Below are 15,356 nucleotides of genomic sequence, written 5' to 3' on the forward strand. Positions count from 1 at the left end.
CTCACCGCCGCCACCGACTCCACCAGAACTGCGAGGACCCATGTCGAGCACACTCTCCACCACCGACCCGCGGACCGGCGTCCGCTCCGACACCGGCATCGAAGCCACGAGTGACGAGGCGGTCGACGCGATCGTCGAGCAGGCGCTCGGCGCCGCCGAGCAGCTCGGGCAGCACGACCGGGCGTGGCGTGCCGACCTGCTCGACGCGCTGGCCGATGCGCTCGAGGAACGACGCGCCGAGCTCGTCGCCACCGCCGAAGCCGAGACGGGGCTGACCCCGGTGCGGCTGAACGGCGAACTCACCCGCACCGTGTTCCAGTTCCGGCTCTTCGGCCAGGCCGTGCGCGAGGGCGGGTACCTCGAGGCCGCGATCGACCACGCCGGCGAGACGCCGATGGGGCCGCAGCCCGACGTGCGCCGGATGCTGGTGCCGATCGGTCCGGTCGCGGTCTTCGGCTCGAGCAACTTCCCGTTCGCCTTCTCGGTACCGGGTGGTGACACCGCGTCCGCGCTCGCGGCGGGGAATCCTGTCATCGCCAAGGCGCACAGTGCGCACCCCCTGACGTCGAGGGCGTGCTTCGAGGCCATGCGCGACGGGGTCGCCCGCGCCGGCGGACCGGCCGGGACCATCGGCATCGTGTTCGGGCAGGCGGCGGGGTCACGACTCGTCGCGCACGAGGGCGTCGCCGCCGTCGGCTTCACGGGCTCGTTGGGCGCTGCCGAGCATCTTCGCGCCATCATCGAGCGTCGCCCGCGACCGATCCCGTTCTACGGCGAGTTGCAGAGCGTCAACCCGCTCATCATCACCGAGGAGGCGCTTCGCGTTCGCAGCGAGGCGATCGCCACCGGCCTGGCGGGATCCATCACCGGTTCGGCCGGGCAGCTGTGCACCAAGCCCGGTGTTGCCTTCGTGCCCGCGGGCGAGCGCGCCGCTCGATTCGCGACGCAGCTCGTCTCAGCGGTCGGCGCGGCCACGCCGGGCGTGCTGCTCAACGATCGCGTGGTCCGATCGTTCCGGGCCGCTGAGCGCGAACTCGAGCAGGCCGGTTCGGTCGAGTCCCTGCTCGGCACGGGTGGCGACGGCGCCGAGACCGCCGAGGGGTTCGCCGTGGACGCGCGAGTGCTGCGGGTGCATGCGGCTGATCTCTCTCCCGAGCACACCGTCGAGGCGTTCGGACCGCTCGTGCTGGTCGTCGAGTACGACGACACCGACCAGCTGCTGGCCGCGCTGCGAACGGTTCCGGATTCCCTCACTGCGACACTGCACCTCGAGGACGCCGATCAGTCGGCGGTCGCGGGCATCCTTCCGCAGCTCGCCGCCGCAGCCGGCCGCATCGTCTTCAACGGGTATCCGACCGGCGTGAGGGTGTCGTGGGCGCAACACCACGGTGGTCCCTGGCCGGCGACGAACTCGTTCCACACCTCGGTCGGCATCACGGCGATCCGCCGCTTCCTCCGTCCGCTCGCATGGCAGAACGCGCCGACGGCGCTCCTGCCCACGGAGCTGCGCGACGAGTACCGGGGGATTCCGCGGCGCGTCGACGGGGTGCTGGAGACGGCATCGGCGGAGTGAGGTGAGGACGGTCCCGCGGTTCAGCGCCGGCCCGTGACGAGATGCCCGCTCGAGTGCCCGTCATTCGCCTCGGCGGAACCGGCCGAGATCGGCACCATCCGCGCCCCGGTCTCCGAGTCGATGCTGTCGGCGAGGTACCAGCGCGAGAGCCGCGCCTGCGCCCGCCGGGCGAGCGTGAGCCGGCCGCGCTCGTCGGGACGCCGCACGATCACGACGCGAGGCTCGGGCCGGGCCATCCGCACCCGCTCGACCTCGCCGATGGGCCGGTGCACCTCGATGTACTCGCCGCCGGGCAGGCGCACGATGCGGCCGGTCTCGTATCCGTGGTGCAGGATGTCGCGGTCGCGTCGTTGCAGGCCGAGGCACACGCGGCGCGTCACCACGAACGCGATCGCCGGGCCGACGACCAGCAGCGCCTGCAGCACCGCGATCACGCCCTCGAAGGTCACGCTGAACTGCGTCGCGATGAGGTCGGCGCTGCCCGCCGCCCACAGCACGCCGTAGAAGACGATGCCCGCGACGCCGATGCCGGTGCGCGTCGGCGCGAGGCGCGGGCGCTCGAGCAGGTGGTGGTCGCTGCGGTCGCCCGTCGCCCACTCCTCGAAGAACGGGTACGCGGCGACGGCGACCAGGAACGCGGTGACGACGGCGAGGGGCACGAGCACGGCGAGCGTCCAGGTGCGGTCGAACGCGACGAACTCCCAACCGGATGGCACGAGGCGCAGCGCCCCGTCGAGGAACCCCGTGTACCAGTCGGGCTGGCTGCCCGCGCCGGCGTTGCCCGAGTCGGCTGGGCCGTAGAGCTGGATGGGGTTGATGGTGACGGTCGCGGAGACGAGGAGCAGCACGCCGGTCACGAGGGCGAACAGGCCGCCGGCGCGGGTCGCGGCCGTCGGCACGAGCGGCACGCCGACGCCTGCGCCCGGGAACCGCGCCGGGCCGGCCCGCCAGGCGGCCGCTGCGCGCAGCACGAGCAGCACGACGAGCACGGCCGGCACGATCGCGACGTGCAGCGGATACAGATGCTCGATGATCTCGCCGGGGAACGACCCGCCGAACAGCAGCGACGCGATCCACGTGCCGACCACCGGGATGCCGAGCGCGATGCCTTCGGTGATGCGCAGCCCCGTGCCCGACAGCATGTCGTCGGGCAGCGCGTAGCCGCTCCATCCGCCCGCCAGCGCAGCGACGAAGATGCCGAACAGCAGCACCCACATGCCGCGCCGCGGCCGCCGGAACCCGCCCGTGAAGAACGTGGTCAGCAGTTGCATGATGATCGAGGCCGGCAGCAGCAGCGCCGCCCAGTGATGCGCCTGCCGCACGAGCAGGCCGCCCGGCAGCTCGAAGGTGATGCGCATCGTCGAGGCGAAGGCCTTCGAGACCTCGGCGCCGAGAAGCGGGGCGTATGCGCCCTCGTAGGTCGTCGCGTCGCTCGAGGGCGTGTAAAGGAACATCAGCCAGAGGCCCGTGACGGTGAGCACGACCAGGCATGCGAGGGTCACGACGCCGAAGAGGTTCGTCCAGTGCGTCGGTGCGGTGCGGCGGTGCAGCTCGGCCCGGATGTCGCGAAGTCGCCGGCCGAAGATGGTTGCCGTGTCGACGCGGGCGGCGAGCCGGTCCGTGGCGGAGCGGCGACGCGGGCCGCCTGGCCCGGGTGCCGGCGGCGGCGGCGCGGCCGCCGGCGTGCCTGGGGTTCGTGCGTCGGGTGGTGCGGTGCGCATGGTGTGCTCCTCACATGTCCTCACACATGGAGACACCGCGCGGGGCCGATCTGTGACATCCGCTGGCCATCGAGGTGACGCGAATCGTCGCTGCGCGGACGAACTGCAGCGATTCGCGTCATCTCGAGCGGCTTCTCGGGGCCTTCCCCGCGGCCGAGTTGCCACTTGTGCGGGGTCGCGCGCCGGAGCACCCGGCGAAACTGGCAACTCGGCCGGGCCGAAGGCCGGCCTACACCGCGGGGTCGAGCGTGTAGTGCACGCTCGCAAAGCCCCACGTCGTGCGCAGCCACGGGGGCACGAACGAGTCGAGCTCGAATTCGAGGGTCGAGCCCACGAGGTCGTCGACGACCCACCAGGATGCCTCGGCGTCGTGCTCGTCGTGCGGGTCGATGTAGACGCAGCCCACGAGACGGGTCTCGTCGGCATTGAGAACGGCGTAGTTGAACGTCTCGTGCGCCGCGATCTCGCGCTCGTGGCGGGCGAGGTCCTCACGGTCGGCGTCGTACGACATCGTCGCGGGCGGCCAGCCCCACGCGTCGCCGTACAGATTCCACAGTCGATCACGCGAGCCCATCACGGCGGGGTAGTCGATGTCGACGTCGCTCTCGCGGATGGGGCGCAGGTGGTACCCGCTCGTCAGCTCGACGCGCTCGGGGTGCGCGAAGCCGTCGGGCAGCCAGGCACGGGGCTCGATGCGATCACTCATCGCTCCATACTGGCGGGTCGCGACATCCACCCGCCGCCCCCGCCGCTCGGAGTCGCCCCGCCGGAGTGCGGTTTCTGCGCTGGAGGTCGGTTTGAGGGTGACCTCCAGCGCAGAAACGGGACTTGTGCGAAATGCGGTTGACCGCGCGCGTTTCCGCGCGGCGGATGGCGGGCGAAGCCCGGACGCGCCCGCACGCAAGAGCGGGACGGACAGCGCATGAAACGTGGGCTGCGCCATCCGCCCCGCAGCTCTCGGCGAGCCGTCGAGGAGGACTACTCCTCGACGCCCGGGTCGCCTCCCTCGAGGCCGCCGTCGGTCGAGTCGGTCATGGGCTCGTCGCTCGACGGCGCGCCCGGGGCGTCGGGGCCGGTCTTGCCGGCCTGCTCGGTGCGCTCGTCGGCGCCGCCGCTGCCGGCGTCCGCGGACGACAGGATGTCGTCGGACTGGTTCGGATCGCTCATGGTCGCTCCTTCGCTCGCGTTCGGTGAGTCAGAACGGATGACGCCGCCCGCGCCTACTCCTCGGAGATCTCGGCGACCGTGCGCCCGGTCTCCGACGCGGACATCTCGCGCGCGACATCCGCCTGGCTGATGATGCCGACGAGGTCGTGCCCGTCGATCACCGGGAGGCGGCGCACCTGGTGCTCCTGCATCACGCGGAGCGCCTCGTCGAGCGAGTCGTCGGCGCCGATGGTGACGGGCTTGCCCTGCGCGAGGCTGCCCGCCGTCGCCGTGTTGGGGTCGCCGCCCTCGGCGAGGCACTTCACGACGATGTCGCGGTCGGTCAGCATGCCCTTGAGGCGGTCGTCGTCGCCGCAGATCGGGAGGGCACCCACGTCGAGATCGCGCATCATGCGCGCCGCCTCGACCAGCGTCTGGCCCTCCTTCACGCACGTGGGGTCGGGGGTCATCAGGTCGCGTGCCACAGCCATGGGTATCGTCCTTCTCTCCTTGATTCGTGTTCTCGGATCGATGGGTCGAGCCGGGGTTCCGGCCCGGTCGTGGCAGGTTACCGAGGCGTCGCGCTGGCCGCGCGGGGGTTGACGGATGGCGCGGGGCGAGCCAAGAGGCATCCGTCGCGGCCCGGTCGTCACGCCGCGCCATCCCGCGCCCATCGAGATGCCGCGAACTGCTCCACCTGGGCGAGTTTCCAGCGATTTGCGGCATCTCGATGCTCCGGAGTCACCGATCGGCAACCCCCGTGCGCGGGTGGGCGGACCGACGTAGCGTGAGCGGCAAGGCGAGGACGAGGAGAGACGACATGAGCGGTTCCACGGGACGCGGCGCCGACGGTCAGCGGGACGATCGCGACTTCGCCGACAGCGCGAACGAGCAGGCCCGCCTGAAGGCCGAGCACGACCGCGAGCTCGGCGTCGATCCGTTCTTCGAGGGCGCGAACATCACCGAGAGCGACGGCCCCGACCTCGAGGCGGGCGACGACCTGGACACCGGCGGCGGATATCGAACGCCGCGAGAATAGGCGGCGCGGCGCACCATCCGCTCGCTCACCGCAACGCGAACGCATGAGAATCTGGTCATGACCTCGCTCGGGGGACCCTGACCCGGATTCTCCTGCGTTCGTGATTGCCGAGGACGCGTACGACCTGGCGCCCGTTCGAATATGCAGGATGACGCGACTCACGGGTGCCGGATGCCATGTCCGAGGCGTCTCATCCTGCGAACTCGACGGCCGCAGCCAGCAAGCTTCCGCCGAGGTGACGCAAACCGTCGGGCGGGCGGGCGTGATCGAGCAGTTCGCGTCATCTCGGGGGCGGCGCGAACCGTGGACGCGCGGGCACGACCCCGAAGCGGCGCCGAGGTGACGCGAACGGTCGGCCGGCGGGCGTGATCGAGCAGATCGCGTCATCTGGGTGGCGCGAAACCGTGCAGCCGCGGGCACGCCGCGGCGCGCACCGCAATCCCCGCCGGCGCGGCGACGCGCCGCAATAGCATGGCGGGCATGGACGAGTCGGCCGCCCTCGAGGTGACCGCGGCGCGCGCCGTCGAGACCGGGGACCGCGACCGACTCCTCTGGACCGACGCCGATCGCCAGTGGGCGAGCCGCGCCGCCGCGACGGTGGTGGGGGAGCGCGCGAGCCGCGAGGAGTTCCTCGCGCGGCGGGCTCAGCTGGTGCTCGAGCGGATCGGCACGCGCCAGCCGTCGGTGCGGCGGGCGGTGCGCGCCATCCGGTGGCGACCCTGGGTCGGCGTGATGGTGGTGGTCGGCGCGTTCGTGCTGGGCGTGCTCGTCGACCGCATCGGCGGCGGGTCGAGCATCAACCTGCTCGCACCGCCGGTGTTCGCGCTCGTCGCGTGGAACCTCGTCGTCTACGTGTGGCTGCTGGTTCAGCCGCTGGTGCTGCGCGGGAGCCGCGTCGGCCCGGTGCGCGGCCTGCTCATCCGGCTCGCGGCAGTGCGCGGCCGGGTGGGCGAGGGGCAGACGGATGGCGCGACCGCCGCGCGTCGGACGGTGCTCGCCGCGCTGCCCGCCCAGTGGGCACGCGTCGCCGCACCGCTGTACGGCGCGCGCGCCGCGCGCGTGCTGCACCTCGCGGCGGCCGCCACGGCGCTCGGCGTGATCGCCGGCCTGTACACGCGCGGGCTCGCGTTCGAGTACCGCGCCTCGTGGGAGAGCACGTTCCTCGGCGCCGAGCAGGTGCACGCGCTGCTCGCGGTCGCACTCGCGCCGGGATCGTGGCTGACGGGCATCCCGGTGCCGGACGTCGCCGCGATCGAGGCGATCCGCGCGCCCGAGAGCGAGAACGCCGCGAACTGGCTGCATCTCATGGCCGGCACGGTCGCGGTGGTCGTCGTCATTCCGCGGCTCGTGCTCGCAATCGTCGCGGGACTGGCCGAGCGGCGGCGCGCCCGTCGCGTCCGCCTGCCGCTCGACGACCCGTATTTCCGTCGCCTGGTGGGCGGATGGGTCGGCGAGCCGACCCGCGTGCGCGTCATCCCGTATAGCTACACGCCGGCCGACGACGCACGCGCCGGGCTCGACGCCGTACTGGCGCGGGCGTTCGGCAACGCGGCGCCGACCGTCGATGCGCCCGTCGCGTGGGGCGACGACGAGGCGCTCGCCATGGTGACGGATGCCGCGGCGACCGCCGAGGTCGCACTGGCGCTGTTCAGCCTCGCGGCGACACCCGAGGAGGACGCGCACGGCGCGTTCCTCGATGCGCTGCGCAAGGGCGGCGGCGCGCCGGTGGCCCTCGTGGACGAGTCCGCGTTCCTCGCCCGGTGGTCGGGCGACGACCGGCGGCTCGAGGACCGGCGCGCGGCCTGGCGCGAGCTTGTTGCCGCGCACGGCGGCGCGGTCGTGTTCGCCGACCTCGGTGCGCCCGAGGCAGCGGATGCCGCGGAGCAACTCGCGGACGCGACATCCGCTGATGCCGACCGAGCCGGCGGGAGGCGCGGATGACCGCGGGCGAGGGTCTCGGCACGGCCGCGACTCGACCCGCGCACGTCCCGGGCCTCGACGCGGGCGCGGTGTCGCTCTCGCTCATCTCGCACACGAACGCGGGAAAGACCACGCTCGCGCGCACGCTGCTCGGGCGCGACGTCGGCGAGGTGCGCGACGCGCCGCACGTCACCGCCGAGGCGACGCCCTATCCGCTCGTGCAGACCGCGAACGGCGATCTCCTCACCCTGTGGGACACGCCAGGATTCGGCGACAGCGTGCGCCTCGCGCGGCGGCTGCGGCAGGACCGCAACCCGATCGGCTGGTTCCTCTCGCAGGTGTGGGACCGCTACCAGGACCGCGCGCTCTGGCTCAGCCAGCTCGCGGTGCGCAACGTCGCCGAGCAGGCCGACGTCGTGCTCTACCTCGTGAACGCGGCCGAGGCACCCGCCGACGCCGGCTACCTCGCACCCGAGCTCGAGGTGCTCGAGTGGATCGGCAAGCCCGTGCTGGTGCTGCTCAACCAGACCGGGCCGCCGCGCGATCGCGCCGCCGAGGAGGCCGACGAGGCACGCTGGCGCGCCGCGCTCGCGGACGCGCCGCACGTGCGCGGCGTGCTCACCCTCGACGCGTTCGCGCGCTGCTGGGTGCAGGAGTTCACGCTCTTCCGCGCCATCCGCCCCCTCGTCGCCGACGACGACCGAGCCGCGTTCGCGCGCCTCACCGACGAGTGGCGCGAGCGCCGCATGGACCAGTTCGACCTCGCCATGGACGCGCTCGCCGAGCCGATCGCGCACGCCGCGTGCGACCGCGAGGTGCTGCCGCCCGAACCGCTGCCCGCGCGGATCGGCGGCTCGCTCGGGCTGCCTCGTCCGACGCGAACACAGGCGCGAGCGGATGCCACGGGGCAGATGGCGGCACGGCTGCAGGACGACCTGCGACGCAGCCTGGACCGGCTCATCGCCATCCACGAACTCGAGGGCCGCGCCGCCGAGGAGGTGCTCGAGCGCGTCGCCGACGACGTGCACGTCGACGCACCGCTCGACGAGGGCCGCACCGCGGCCGTCTCGGGCGTGGTGTCCGGCGCGCTCACCGGGCTCGGCGCCGACCTCGCCGCGGGCGGATTGACGTTCGGTGCGGGCATGGTCGCGGGCGCCATCATCGGCGCGCTCGGCGGCGCGGGCGTCGCCCGCGGCGTCAACCTCGTGCGCGGCCGCAACGACTCGACCCTGCGCTGGGAGGAGGCGTTCCTCGACGGGCTCGTGACCTCGGCGCTGTTGCGCTACCTCGCCATCGCGCACTGGGGACGGGGCCGCGGCCGGTGGACGCAGGGCGAGTACGCGCCCTTCTGGCGCGAACTCGTCGTGGAGTCGGTCGTCGAGAACCAGGAGCGCCTCGCCGCGATCTGGTCCCGCCGCGCCGACGGGGAGGACGCCGTGCAGCGCGAGCTCGAAGAACTGCTCGAGCGGATGGCGCTCGGGCTGCTCGATCGGCTGTATCCGGGGGCGCTCGGCGGGGAGTAGCCTCCGCTCATGGAGACGAGCCTCGGATCGGCGCTGCTGCCGCTCATCGCGCTCGCGGCCTCGCTCGTCGCGGCCGTCTCGGTCGGATCGCTCGTGGTCGCGTGGCTGCGCAAGCCCGGGCCCGACCAGACCGCCGCGATCACGGATCCGCGGACCGCGGGGATGCTGGCGGTCGGCTTCGTCTCCGGGGAGGCGACTCGACGGTGGCTCGTCGCGACGGTGCTGGAGCTCGCGGAGGCCGGCGTCATCGCGATCGACGACCGGCGCGGACTTCGCGACGGCGACGAGGGTCGAGCGCGCGACATCCATCTCGTCTTCGATGCGGACTCGTTGATGGTGGGCGCTTCGGCCGATGCCGGAGATCCCTCGACCCAGGTCGTCGCGTCGGTCTTCGCTCCGACGCAGGCCGGCGGCTCCGATCTGGTGTCACGCGGGGCGAGTATCGAGGTCGACCAGGTCCTCATCCGCAACCGCCCGCTCGCCTGGCTCACCCGCGATCGGCTCCTCGACGCGGCCGGCTGGTATCGCGAACGCCGTCCCGTCTCCCGGTTCCGGGCGGCCACGATCGGCGGCGTCATCGGCGTCGGGCTCGGATTGCTCTCGCTGCCGGGCCCCGAGGACGATTCGATCGCGTGGATCGCCGTCGTCGTGGGCGCGCTGGCGATCGGGCTGCGCGTGGTGCTCAGCTCGTGGGTGCCGCTGAACGCGGCGGGACTCGAACTGCGCGAGCGCGCGATGCGCGTGCGCGAACAACTGGCTCTCCCGAATACGAGGACGGCGGCGACGCTCCACGGAAGCGTGCTGCCTTGGGCCGTCCTCTTCGGTGAGTCCGGTGCGATCGAACGCGCAGCCGAAGCGGCGGAGCGCTTCCGCACGCCGCCCGACTGGTACCGATCGAGCGCGCCGTTCTCGTCGGGCCGACTCGTCTCCTGCATCGCGCTCGTGAGCGCGCAGCTGTCGCAACCGATCCGGCTCGGCCCCAGGCCGGTGGTGACGCCTGAGAGCCGCTTCGGCGTGCCCATGGTCGCCGACCACAGGGGATGGGGCGGCGCGTACTTCGACGCCAACGGAGCCGGTGCGGTGCACGGCGGACTCGGCCACACCGGCGACTTCGGCGCCGGTACCGGCGGAGTCATGGGTTACGACGGAGGGGGCTTCGGCGGCACCGCCTACGACGGCGGGAGCTTCGACGGCGGCGGAGGTTTCGACGGCGGCGGAGGCAACTGAGTCGCGCTCAGGGCATGACGAACCGCCGGCCGTAGAGCGCCTCGGCGTTGCGCCAGGCCATGAGCTCGGCGACGCGGATGGCGTCGTCGGCCAGCCAGTCGTGGCGGTCGACGTAGTCCGCGAGCACGCCGGTCGCGGCATCCCGCCAGGCGGCGGCGCCGACGAGGACGCGCTCGGGCGCGCCCCAGGCATCGGTTGAGAACAGGACCTTCGAGAACGGCGCGAGGTCGAGTGACTCGCGGAGGACGACGTCGGCGTTCGCGCCGACCTGCCCCAGGGCGAGGCCGGCGTCGAGGTGCACGTGCGGGTACAGGTGCGCGAGCATGCCCGCCTCGCGGACGAACGGGTAGCAGTGCAGGAGCACGACGCGTCCGCCCGTGTGCTGCGTCGCGGCGAGGAAGGGCTGGAGGAGGAACGGGTCGGCCCGGTCGAAGCGCAGGTCGCCGTCGCCGAAGCCGACGTGCACCTGGAGGACCGAGCCCTGCTCGAGCGCCCACCAGGCGAGGTGGCGGATGATCGTGGCATCCGCGAGGCGCGGACGCTGCGCGGATGCGGCGCCTGCGGCGAACCACGCGTCGGCGGCCGCGGCGACCTCGGCCGCGGTCGGCCGAGCCGGATCCAGCGCGAGGCCGACGCGGTACGCCGCGATCGTCTTGTACCCGACCGCCCGCGCCGCCCGCGTCGCGAGCGCCGCCTCCAGGCGCTCGAGGAACTCGTCGCCGGATGACGCACCGGCCATTGCAGTCTCGGCCAGGGTCTCGAGCCGCACGATCGGATACGACCGCGCGCCGGCGAGGCGCATCATTCGCTCGTCGGGCAGCAGGCGCTCGGGCGCATGGCCGTCGTCGATGAGGTACGTCGTGATGCCCGACGCCCGGAGGATTCGGCTCGTCGCTTCGTCAAACCCGAGCTCGCTGCGAGTGACCAGGTATTCGGCGGCGTCCGCGAACGGCTCGAGCCCGAGCGCCGGTGCACACCAGCGGCGCACCGCGAAGCCGAACTGGCTGTCGAACACGGCCGTGCGGTCGGCCTGGTCGGCCTGCAACATCGCGTCGAGCAGCTCGGCCTCGACGAGCGGATCGGCGAGCATGCCGTGCACGTGGTGGTCGACGAGCGGCATCCGCTCGATCGCCTCGGCGACGCGCTCGCGGTCGCCGCGCTTCGCGGTCATGACGCGATCCTCTCGCGAAGCGGCGGCACCCACCATCCGCCGTCCCCCGAGGCGGCCCGGAGACCCGTTCAGTACAGGCCTGCCGTGCAACCGGGGGCGCTCCGGATGTCGCGTCACGACCGTCGCGCGATGGTGGACGCACCCAGGCAGGCCCTATCCCGCCGAAACGAACCACACTCGGAGGGACGAACCCATGGATCTCGCATTCCACCATCTCGCTCAGTCGACCCACGCCGACGACGTGCGTCACGCGGAGCGCGTCAACGAGTACCGACGGATCGCCGACGAGCAGCGTCCAGCAGCGCGCCCCGTTCGCGAAGTCGTCGAACCGCGCCCGCACCCGGTGTGGTCCCGCCTCGTCAACGCCCTGGCGGTGAACCAGATGCGCTTCCACCGGCACGCGCACTGACACGCGCCGAACACGCGAAGCGGGCCCGCCCCCGAGGGGACGGGCCCGCCGCGTGTCGCGATGCGTCAGCCGAGGCTGCGGATCACTGCGGGTTGTTGACGCTGACGGTCATGCTGCCGCCGGTCGTCTGCGAGTTCACGGTCACCGTCACGCCGTGGCCGGCGACCATGACGCCGCCGAGCGGGTTGGTCGAGCTGAAGTACGCGTCCTTGACCTTGTCCGAGAAGGTCGCGGTCTGCAGCTCGTTGCCGTCGGAGCCGACCGCCTCGAGCGTCTTCACGGTCTGGCTCTTGCCCGAACCGCTCAGGACCTCCTTGTGCAGAAGGGTCTCGTCGATCGGCTGCAGACCGAACGTCGCGTCGAACGGCTGGCGACGGTTGCTCGGCGCAGTGCCATCGGAGTAGGTGAACTTCACCGGGTCAGCGTCCACGGGAAGCGCGAGGCCATGGCCCTCGTGCTCGATCGTGTTGTTGTCGCTGTAGGCCTCGTCGATCGCCCAGACGAGCATGCCGTCCTGGAACTTGAAGTGCTCGACGTGGTCGGGCGCCGTGTACGCCTTGTCGAACTGGTACGGACCCGACTCGAGGGTCGCGTCGTAGTCGACGTAGGTGCGGTTCTCGACGAGGTAGTAGCGGTCGCCCTCGCTCGTCTCGGTGCCGGTGCTGATCTTGAAGCCGCCCGCAGCGGTCCAGCCCTTCTCACCGCTCTCGACGTCGTCGCTGAACAGCGTGGTGCCGCCGTTCTTGATCGAGATGTCGTCGAGGAACGCGCCGGCGTAGTGCACGCCGCCGTCGGTCTGGTAGCGGAACCGGAACTCGGTCGGCGCACCGCCAGGCACGCTGAACCGGACGGTCGACCACTTGCCGCTCGTCGAGCCGTCGATCGGCGTACCGATCTGCTTCCAGTCGGTCGTGCCGACCGGACGGTACTCGGCGTAGAGGTAGTCGTAGCCGGCCTCGATGTCATACCAGGCCTTCGCCGTGACGGTGGCCGAGCGGATGCCAGTCAGGTCGAGGGTGCGCGTGAGCGTCGTGTTGAGGTCGTCGGCGCTGCCGGTCCACCAGGCGTTCGAACCCGATGCGGGCGTCGTGTAGGTGGTCTCGATCTGCTGGTCCGGCACGTCGACGACGAGCGCCTGCTCCTGGTCGGCGACCTGCCGGGCGGCGGGGCTCAGCGTGAAGTCGCCGCTCTCGCCGGGCGAGACGACGGCGTAGTCGAGCCAGCCGAGCTGGAGCTTCTCCCAGGGGCCCATGTAGTTGGGCTTCGTTCCGATGTCCTCGGACGTGCCGCTGCTGAGCCATGAACCGCTGGACATGAGCGTCCAGAACCCCGTGGAGTTCTCGCCGCCCGCGGTGTCGTAGAAGTCGGGGAGTCCGAGGTCGTGCGCGTACTCGTGCGCGAACACGCCGAGTCCGCCGTTCTCGGCCTCGACGGTGTAGTCGCCGATCCAGTAGCCCGTGTTGCCGATCTGGGCGCCGCCGAACTTCACCTGGGTGCCGTCGACCGTCGGACCGGTGGTGCCGTAGTCGGTCGAGTTCACGTACCAGCGGTGCGACCAGATGGCGTCCTCGCCCTGCGCGCCGCCGCCGGCGTCCTCGCCCTCACCGGCGTGCACGGCCTGGAAGTGGTCGAGGTAGCCGTCGGGCTCGTCGAAGTCGCCGTCCTCGTCGAAGTCGTAGCGGTCCCACACGTCGAAGGTCGCGAGCTCGGCCTTGATCTCGGCGTCGGTCTTGCCGGCGGTCTTCTGCGCGTCGTACCACGCGTTGCCGGAGTCCTCGATGAACTGCCAGGCCCCGCCGTAGTCCTCGACGCTGTTGTCGCCATAGGTCGAGGCGTTGCCGGGCACCTGCACCCAGTCGCTGACCTCACCGTCGACGGTGTAGTTGCCCGACGACTGCTTCGTGTAGAAGTCGGCGAACGAGTCGCCGTCGCCGAAGAACAGGTCCTCGTAGTACGGGGTCTCGAACTCGGGGATCCAGTGCGTGCTGTTGTTGACCGCGCGGTCGGGCTCAGGGATCTCGTTGTGCAGCGGCCCGGGCACGGTGCCGAGCTTTCCGCTGCCCTGGTCGCCGAACTCGGACAGGATCGTGAAGAGGCGCCCCGTGCCCGAGACCGCAGCCTCGTAGTACTTGTCCTCGGCGAGCTGGACGACGCCGTCTTCGCTCGGAGACGCCTGGCCGGACAGGATGAGTTCCTGCGCCGCCTTGCGGCGCTCGTTCTGCCGCTCGGTCAGGGGGCCGGGGCGGTTGTCGGGGCGGGCTGCGGCGGCTGAGGCCGAGCCGGTGTTCGGGTCGTTCACGGGTGCGGCGATGGCGGCCTGGCCGAATGCGGCCCCCGCGATCATCGTCGCGCTCGCTGCAGCCATTGCGAGCATCCCGCGCGTGCGTCGGTTCACTGGTTCTCCTAACAGGGCTGAGGCCCGGGGTTGCCGGGCACAGTGCGGAAAAAGCTACACCCCTTCGAGGGCCATGGGAATCCCCCGAGAATCTCGTCACGGTCACGTTTCTCCGGATTCGGCGCAACTCGTTCGACGAAGCTGCGCAGAGCCGAGAGATCCTCGAAGGAACTGCGAGGGATCCTCAGACCCAGGCTCGGCGCACCGCCTCGGCGCCGAGCTGGATCCGGGTGGTGACGCCCGCACGCTCCATGAGCTCGGAGACCCGACGCTGGACCGTGCGAACCGACAGGCCGAGTTGCGCGCCGGCCGCGGCATCCGTCAGCCCGAGGAGCAGCAGCGACAGCAGTTTGCGATCGATCGCGCCCTCCTCGGGCTCGCGCACCTCGCCGTAGGCGGCGAGCAGTCGGGGCGCGTCGCGCCACGCCTCTTCGAACATCGCCAGGACGAGGTCGAGCAGCCCGCTCGGGTGCACGAGCAGTGCGCCCGACACCCGGCGCTCACCGTGCGAGTACATCGGCAGCAGCGCGAGCGACTCGTCGGCGATGAACAGCCGCGTGGGCAGTGTCGGCCGCACGCGCACCTCCTCGCCGAGCGGCTCGAGGTCGCGCACCACGTCGACGAACCCGGGACGCTGGAGGACCGCGGTCTCGACGACCACGCGGTAGCGGACGCCGCGTGCGAGCGCGAGATCCTCCTCGGTGTTGTCGGCGCCGCTCAGCAGCGCGACATCCTCGAGCACGAACGCGCTCACCTGGCGCTCGGCCGACGCCTGCAGCTGCCCGATCCGCTGCACGACCGCCTCGGGACCGAGCACGACGTCGACGACGTCAGCGGCCGTGCGCTGCGCCGCGCCCTCGCGGTACAGGTCGCTGAGGTGGACGAGTGCCTCGTGCGCCTCGGTCAGCCGCCGCTCGCGCTCGAGCAACATCGGCCGCAGGGCGACCGACGGCGGCGATGCCACGACGCGATCGGGTGCCGAGGCCTGGCGGGCGATGAGCCCGAGGGCTTCGAGGTCGTCGAGGATGCCGCGGGCATCGCGGACCCCGAGCGAGGCGTGCCGCGCGACCAGCTCGGCGTCGGCCGACGGCATCCCGAGCAGGAGGCGGTAGACCGCGGTGTGCTGCTGGTCCAGTCCGATCGCGTCGAGCACCGGGTCCCCTTCGTTGGCGGATGACGGCCATGGCGTAACTCCGCCAACACTGTAGCGGCGTTGCTGTGCGACCTTGCTT

General features: G+C 71.9%; 13 protein-coding genes. 6 read left to right on the plus strand and 7 right to left on the minus strand.

Annotation, left to right across the window (positions count from 1 at the left end; all coding sequences use genetic code 11):
• Positions 1–40 precede the first annotated feature (40 nt).
• Positions 41–1,573: an aldehyde dehydrogenase (NADP(+)) gene (locus tag BLT99_RS17355; protein WP_092675287.1), complete on the plus strand. Its 1,533-nt coding sequence runs from the start codon at positions 41–43 to the stop codon at positions 1,571–1,573.
• Positions 1,574–1,593: 20 nt separating this feature from the next.
• Here BLT99_RS17355 and qcrB read toward each other — a convergent pair whose 3' ends face one another.
• From qcrB to BLT99_RS17375, 4 genes are all read right to left on the minus strand, one after another.
• Positions 1,594–3,294, minus strand: a complete 1,701-nt coding sequence (gene qcrB, locus BLT99_RS17360) for a cytochrome bc1 complex cytochrome b subunit (protein ID WP_092675290.1) — start codon at positions 3,292–3,294, stop codon at positions 1,594–1,596.
• Between the two features lie 229 nt (positions 3,295–3,523).
• A complete protein-coding gene (locus BLT99_RS17365) occupies positions 3,524–4,000 on the minus strand; it encodes a GNAT family N-acetyltransferase (protein WP_092675293.1) in 477 nt (158 codons plus the stop codon).
• Between the two features lie 272 nt (positions 4,001–4,272).
• The gene (locus tag BLT99_RS17370) at positions 4,273–4,461 is read right to left on the minus strand and encodes a hypothetical protein (RefSeq protein ID WP_092675295.1); all 189 of its coding nucleotides are present in this window, start codon (positions 4,459–4,461) and stop codon (positions 4,273–4,275) included.
• A 53-nt stretch (positions 4,462–4,514) separates the two neighbouring features.
• The gene (locus BLT99_RS17375) at positions 4,515–4,931 is read right to left on the minus strand and encodes a CBS domain-containing protein (RefSeq protein ID WP_092675296.1); all 417 of its coding nucleotides are present in this window, start codon (positions 4,929–4,931) and stop codon (positions 4,515–4,517) included.
• A gap of 329 nt (positions 4,932–5,260) precedes the next feature.
• Here BLT99_RS17375 and BLT99_RS17380 point away from each other — a divergent pair, with 329 nt between their 5' ends.
• The 4 genes from BLT99_RS17380 (at position 5,261) to BLT99_RS17395 (ending at position 10,149) form a co-directional block, all read left to right on the plus strand.
• Positions 5,261–5,479, plus strand: a complete 219-nt coding sequence (locus BLT99_RS17380; RefSeq protein WP_092675297.1) for a hypothetical protein — start codon at positions 5,261–5,263, stop codon at positions 5,477–5,479.
• Between the two features lie 480 nt (positions 5,480–5,959).
• Entirely contained in the window at positions 5,960–7,420 is a 1,461-nt protein-coding gene (locus BLT99_RS17385; RefSeq protein ID WP_157675030.1) for a DUF2868 domain-containing protein, read from the plus strand.
• Complete coding sequence (locus BLT99_RS17390) at positions 7,417–8,922, plus strand: DUF3482 domain-containing protein (protein ID WP_092675301.1); 1,506 nt, start codon at positions 7,417–7,419, stop codon at positions 8,920–8,922. Before BLT99_RS17385 ends, BLT99_RS17390 begins: the two co-directional genes overlap by 4 nt.
• 9 nt (positions 8,923–8,931) lie before the next feature.
• A complete protein-coding gene (locus BLT99_RS17395) occupies positions 8,932–10,149 on the plus strand; it encodes a hypothetical protein (RefSeq protein ID WP_092675303.1) in 1,218 nt (405 codons plus the stop codon).
• A 7-nt stretch (positions 10,150–10,156) separates the two neighbouring features.
• Here the strand turns inward: BLT99_RS17395 and BLT99_RS17400 are convergent, their stop codons facing one another.
• Positions 10,157–11,320, minus strand: coding sequence for an amidohydrolase family protein (locus BLT99_RS17400; RefSeq protein WP_092675304.1), 1,164 nt, complete (start codon positions 11,318–11,320; stop codon positions 10,157–10,159).
• 193 nt (positions 11,321–11,513) lie between these two features.
• On the opposite strand from BLT99_RS17400, the gene BLT99_RS17405 reads away from it, so the two are divergent.
• Positions 11,514–11,729 (plus strand): hypothetical protein, encoded by a 216-nt coding sequence (locus BLT99_RS17405; protein WP_092675306.1) that lies wholly within the window; start codon positions 11,514–11,516, stop codon positions 11,727–11,729.
• Positions 11,730–11,811: 82 nt separating this feature from the next.
• On the opposite strand, the gene BLT99_RS17410 is transcribed toward BLT99_RS17405, so the two are convergent.
• Together BLT99_RS17410 and BLT99_RS17415 are read right to left on the minus strand one after the other, a co-directional pair.
• On the minus strand, positions 11,812–14,124 hold the full coding sequence (locus BLT99_RS17410) for an immune inhibitor A domain-containing protein (protein WP_229724487.1): 2,313 nt from the start codon (positions 14,122–14,124) through the stop codon (positions 11,812–11,814).
• A gap of 184 nt (positions 14,125–14,308) precedes the next feature.
• Positions 14,309–15,277 carry a transcriptional regulator TrmB gene (locus tag BLT99_RS17415; RefSeq protein ID WP_092675308.1) on the minus strand — a complete coding sequence of 323 codons (969 nt, stop codon included), beginning with the start codon at positions 15,275–15,277 and terminating at the stop codon, positions 14,309–14,311.
• Between the last annotated feature and the right edge of the window lie 79 nt (positions 15,278–15,356).

Source organism: Agromyces flavus, assembly GCF_900104685.1.
GTDB classification, from domain to species: Bacteria; Actinomycetota; Actinomycetes; order Actinomycetales; family Microbacteriaceae; genus Agromyces; species Agromyces flavus.

Coding starts and splice junctions, on each gene's coding strand:
- BLT99_RS17370 (WP_092675295.1), bottom strand. CDS start 4,461: ATGAGCGATCCGAACCAGTCCGACGACATCCTGTCGTCCGCGGACGCC.
- BLT99_RS17395 (WP_092675303.1), top strand. CDS start 8,932: ATGGAGACGAGCCTCGGATCGGCGCTGCTGCCGCTCATCGCGCTCGCG.
- BLT99_RS17375 (WP_092675296.1), bottom strand. CDS start 4,931: ATGGCTGTGGCACGCGACCTGATGACCCCCGACCCCACGTGCGTGAAG.
- BLT99_RS17390 (WP_092675301.1), top strand. CDS start 7,417: ATGACCGCGGGCGAGGGTCTCGGCACGGCCGCGACTCGACCCGCGCAC.
- qcrB (WP_092675290.1), bottom strand. CDS start 3,294: ATGCGCACCGCACCACCCGACGCACGAACCCCAGGCACGCCGGCGGCC.
- BLT99_RS17400 (WP_092675304.1), bottom strand. CDS start 11,320: ATGACCGCGAAGCGCGGCGACCGCGAGCGCGTCGCCGAGGCGATCGAG.
- BLT99_RS17380 (WP_092675297.1), top strand. CDS start 5,261: ATGAGCGGTTCCACGGGACGCGGCGCCGACGGTCAGCGGGACGATCGC.
- BLT99_RS17385 (WP_157675030.1), top strand. CDS start 5,960: ATGGACGAGTCGGCCGCCCTCGAGGTGACCGCGGCGCGCGCCGTCGAG.
- BLT99_RS17355 (WP_092675287.1), top strand. CDS start 41: ATGTCGAGCACACTCTCCACCACCGACCCGCGGACCGGCGTCCGCTCC.
- BLT99_RS17365 (WP_092675293.1), bottom strand. CDS start 4,000: ATGAGTGATCGCATCGAGCCCCGTGCCTGGCTGCCCGACGGCTTCGCG.
- BLT99_RS17405 (WP_092675306.1), top strand. CDS start 11,514: ATGGATCTCGCATTCCACCATCTCGCTCAGTCGACCCACGCCGACGAC.